Annotated in this window: 2 protein-coding genes; both read left to right on the top strand. The window is 69.5% G+C overall.

The genetic code is table 11. From position 1 onward, the window contains the following. Positions 1–102 precede the first annotated feature (102 nt). Complete coding sequence (locus ACFYO2_RS49650) at positions 103–675, top strand: winged helix-turn-helix domain-containing protein (RefSeq protein WP_388364148.1); 573 nt, start codon at positions 103–105, stop codon at positions 673–675. After that, complete coding sequence (locus ACFYO2_RS49645; protein ID WP_388364145.1) at positions 591–1,157, top strand: transposase; 567 nt, start codon at positions 591–593, stop codon at positions 1,155–1,157. The genes ACFYO2_RS49650 and ACFYO2_RS49645 overlap by 85 nt, the downstream gene beginning before the upstream one ends. The last annotated feature ends 18 nt before the right edge of the window (positions 1,158–1,175 follow it).

Here is a 1,175-nt window from a genome sequence, read left to right as displayed (position 1 = left end):
CTACTGACTTCGGCTCGTCAGGGTGAATTTTCTAGAAGTCCCTGAGGGGCCCGGTGTGGTGGCTGTATCTCGTGGTGTGTGAGGTATGCGGATGGGGGCGGCCTGACTGCTGCGGGGCGTCAGCGCCGGGAGACGGTACGGATGCAGGCGGCTGAGTTGTTCGAGCAGAACATCAAGCCGCTGGAGGTGGCACGGCGCCTGCGGGTGAGCCGGAAGTCGGCCTACCGGTGGCACCAGCTGTGGCGGGACGGGGGTGTGCAGGCTCTGGCCTCCCGTGGCCCGAGCGGGGGCCGTTGCCGGTTGTCCCCGCGCTGTCTGGAGAAGCTGGCCGTGTATCTGGAGCAGGGTCCGGCCGCGCACGGCTGGGTGGAGGACCAGGTGTGGACCGCGGCGAGGGTGGCCACGCTGATCGGCAGGAAGTTCCACGTCACCTACAGCGTCTCGGGCGCCACACGGCTCATGCACCGGCTCGGCTTCAGCCCCCAGGTCCCCGCGCGGCGGGTCGCCGAGCGCGACGAGCAGGCCGTGATCGCGTGGAAGGAGGCGACCTGGGCCGAGGTAAAAGAGCCCGGGCGGCCTGCGGAGGCTACATCTGCTTCGAGGACGAGGCAGGTTTCACCCGGCGGCCGCCCAAAGGACGCACCTGGGGCCGCCGCGGCCGCACTCCGCAGGTGACGGTGAGCGGCCGACGCTCGGGACGCCTGTCGGTGGCCGGGCTGATCGCCATGCGGCCCGGCTGCCGCACCCGGCTGTGCCACCGCCTGCGCACCCACCCGGCCGGCAAGGGCAAACGCCGCAGCATGGGCGAGCGCGACTTCATCGCCCTGATCGACGGCGTTCACCAGCTGGTCAGGGCGCCGATCGTGCTGGTGTGGGACCGGCTGAACACCCACGTCTCCCACGCCATGCGTGAGCTGATCGCCGAGCGGAAGTGGCTGACGGTGTTCCTGCTGCCCGCCTACTCACCCGACCTCAACCCGGTCGAGGGCGTGTGGGCGCACGTCAAACACAGTCTGACCAACCTCGCCGTCGTCGCCCTCGACCGCCTGGAGACGCTCGTCCGCAACCGACTCAAGCGTCTTCAGTACCGGCCCGACACCCTCGACGGCTTCATAGCCGGCACCGGCCTGACCCTCGACAACCCAACGTCACCCTGACGAGCCGAAGTCAGTAAC

This window comes from Streptomyces sp. NPDC006602, from assembly GCF_042870385.1.
Classification (GTDB): Bacteria; Actinomycetota; Actinomycetes; order Streptomycetales; family Streptomycetaceae; genus Streptomyces.
Note: the sequence above shows the minus strand (reverse complement) of the source record. Positions and strands in the feature narration are given on the sequence as shown.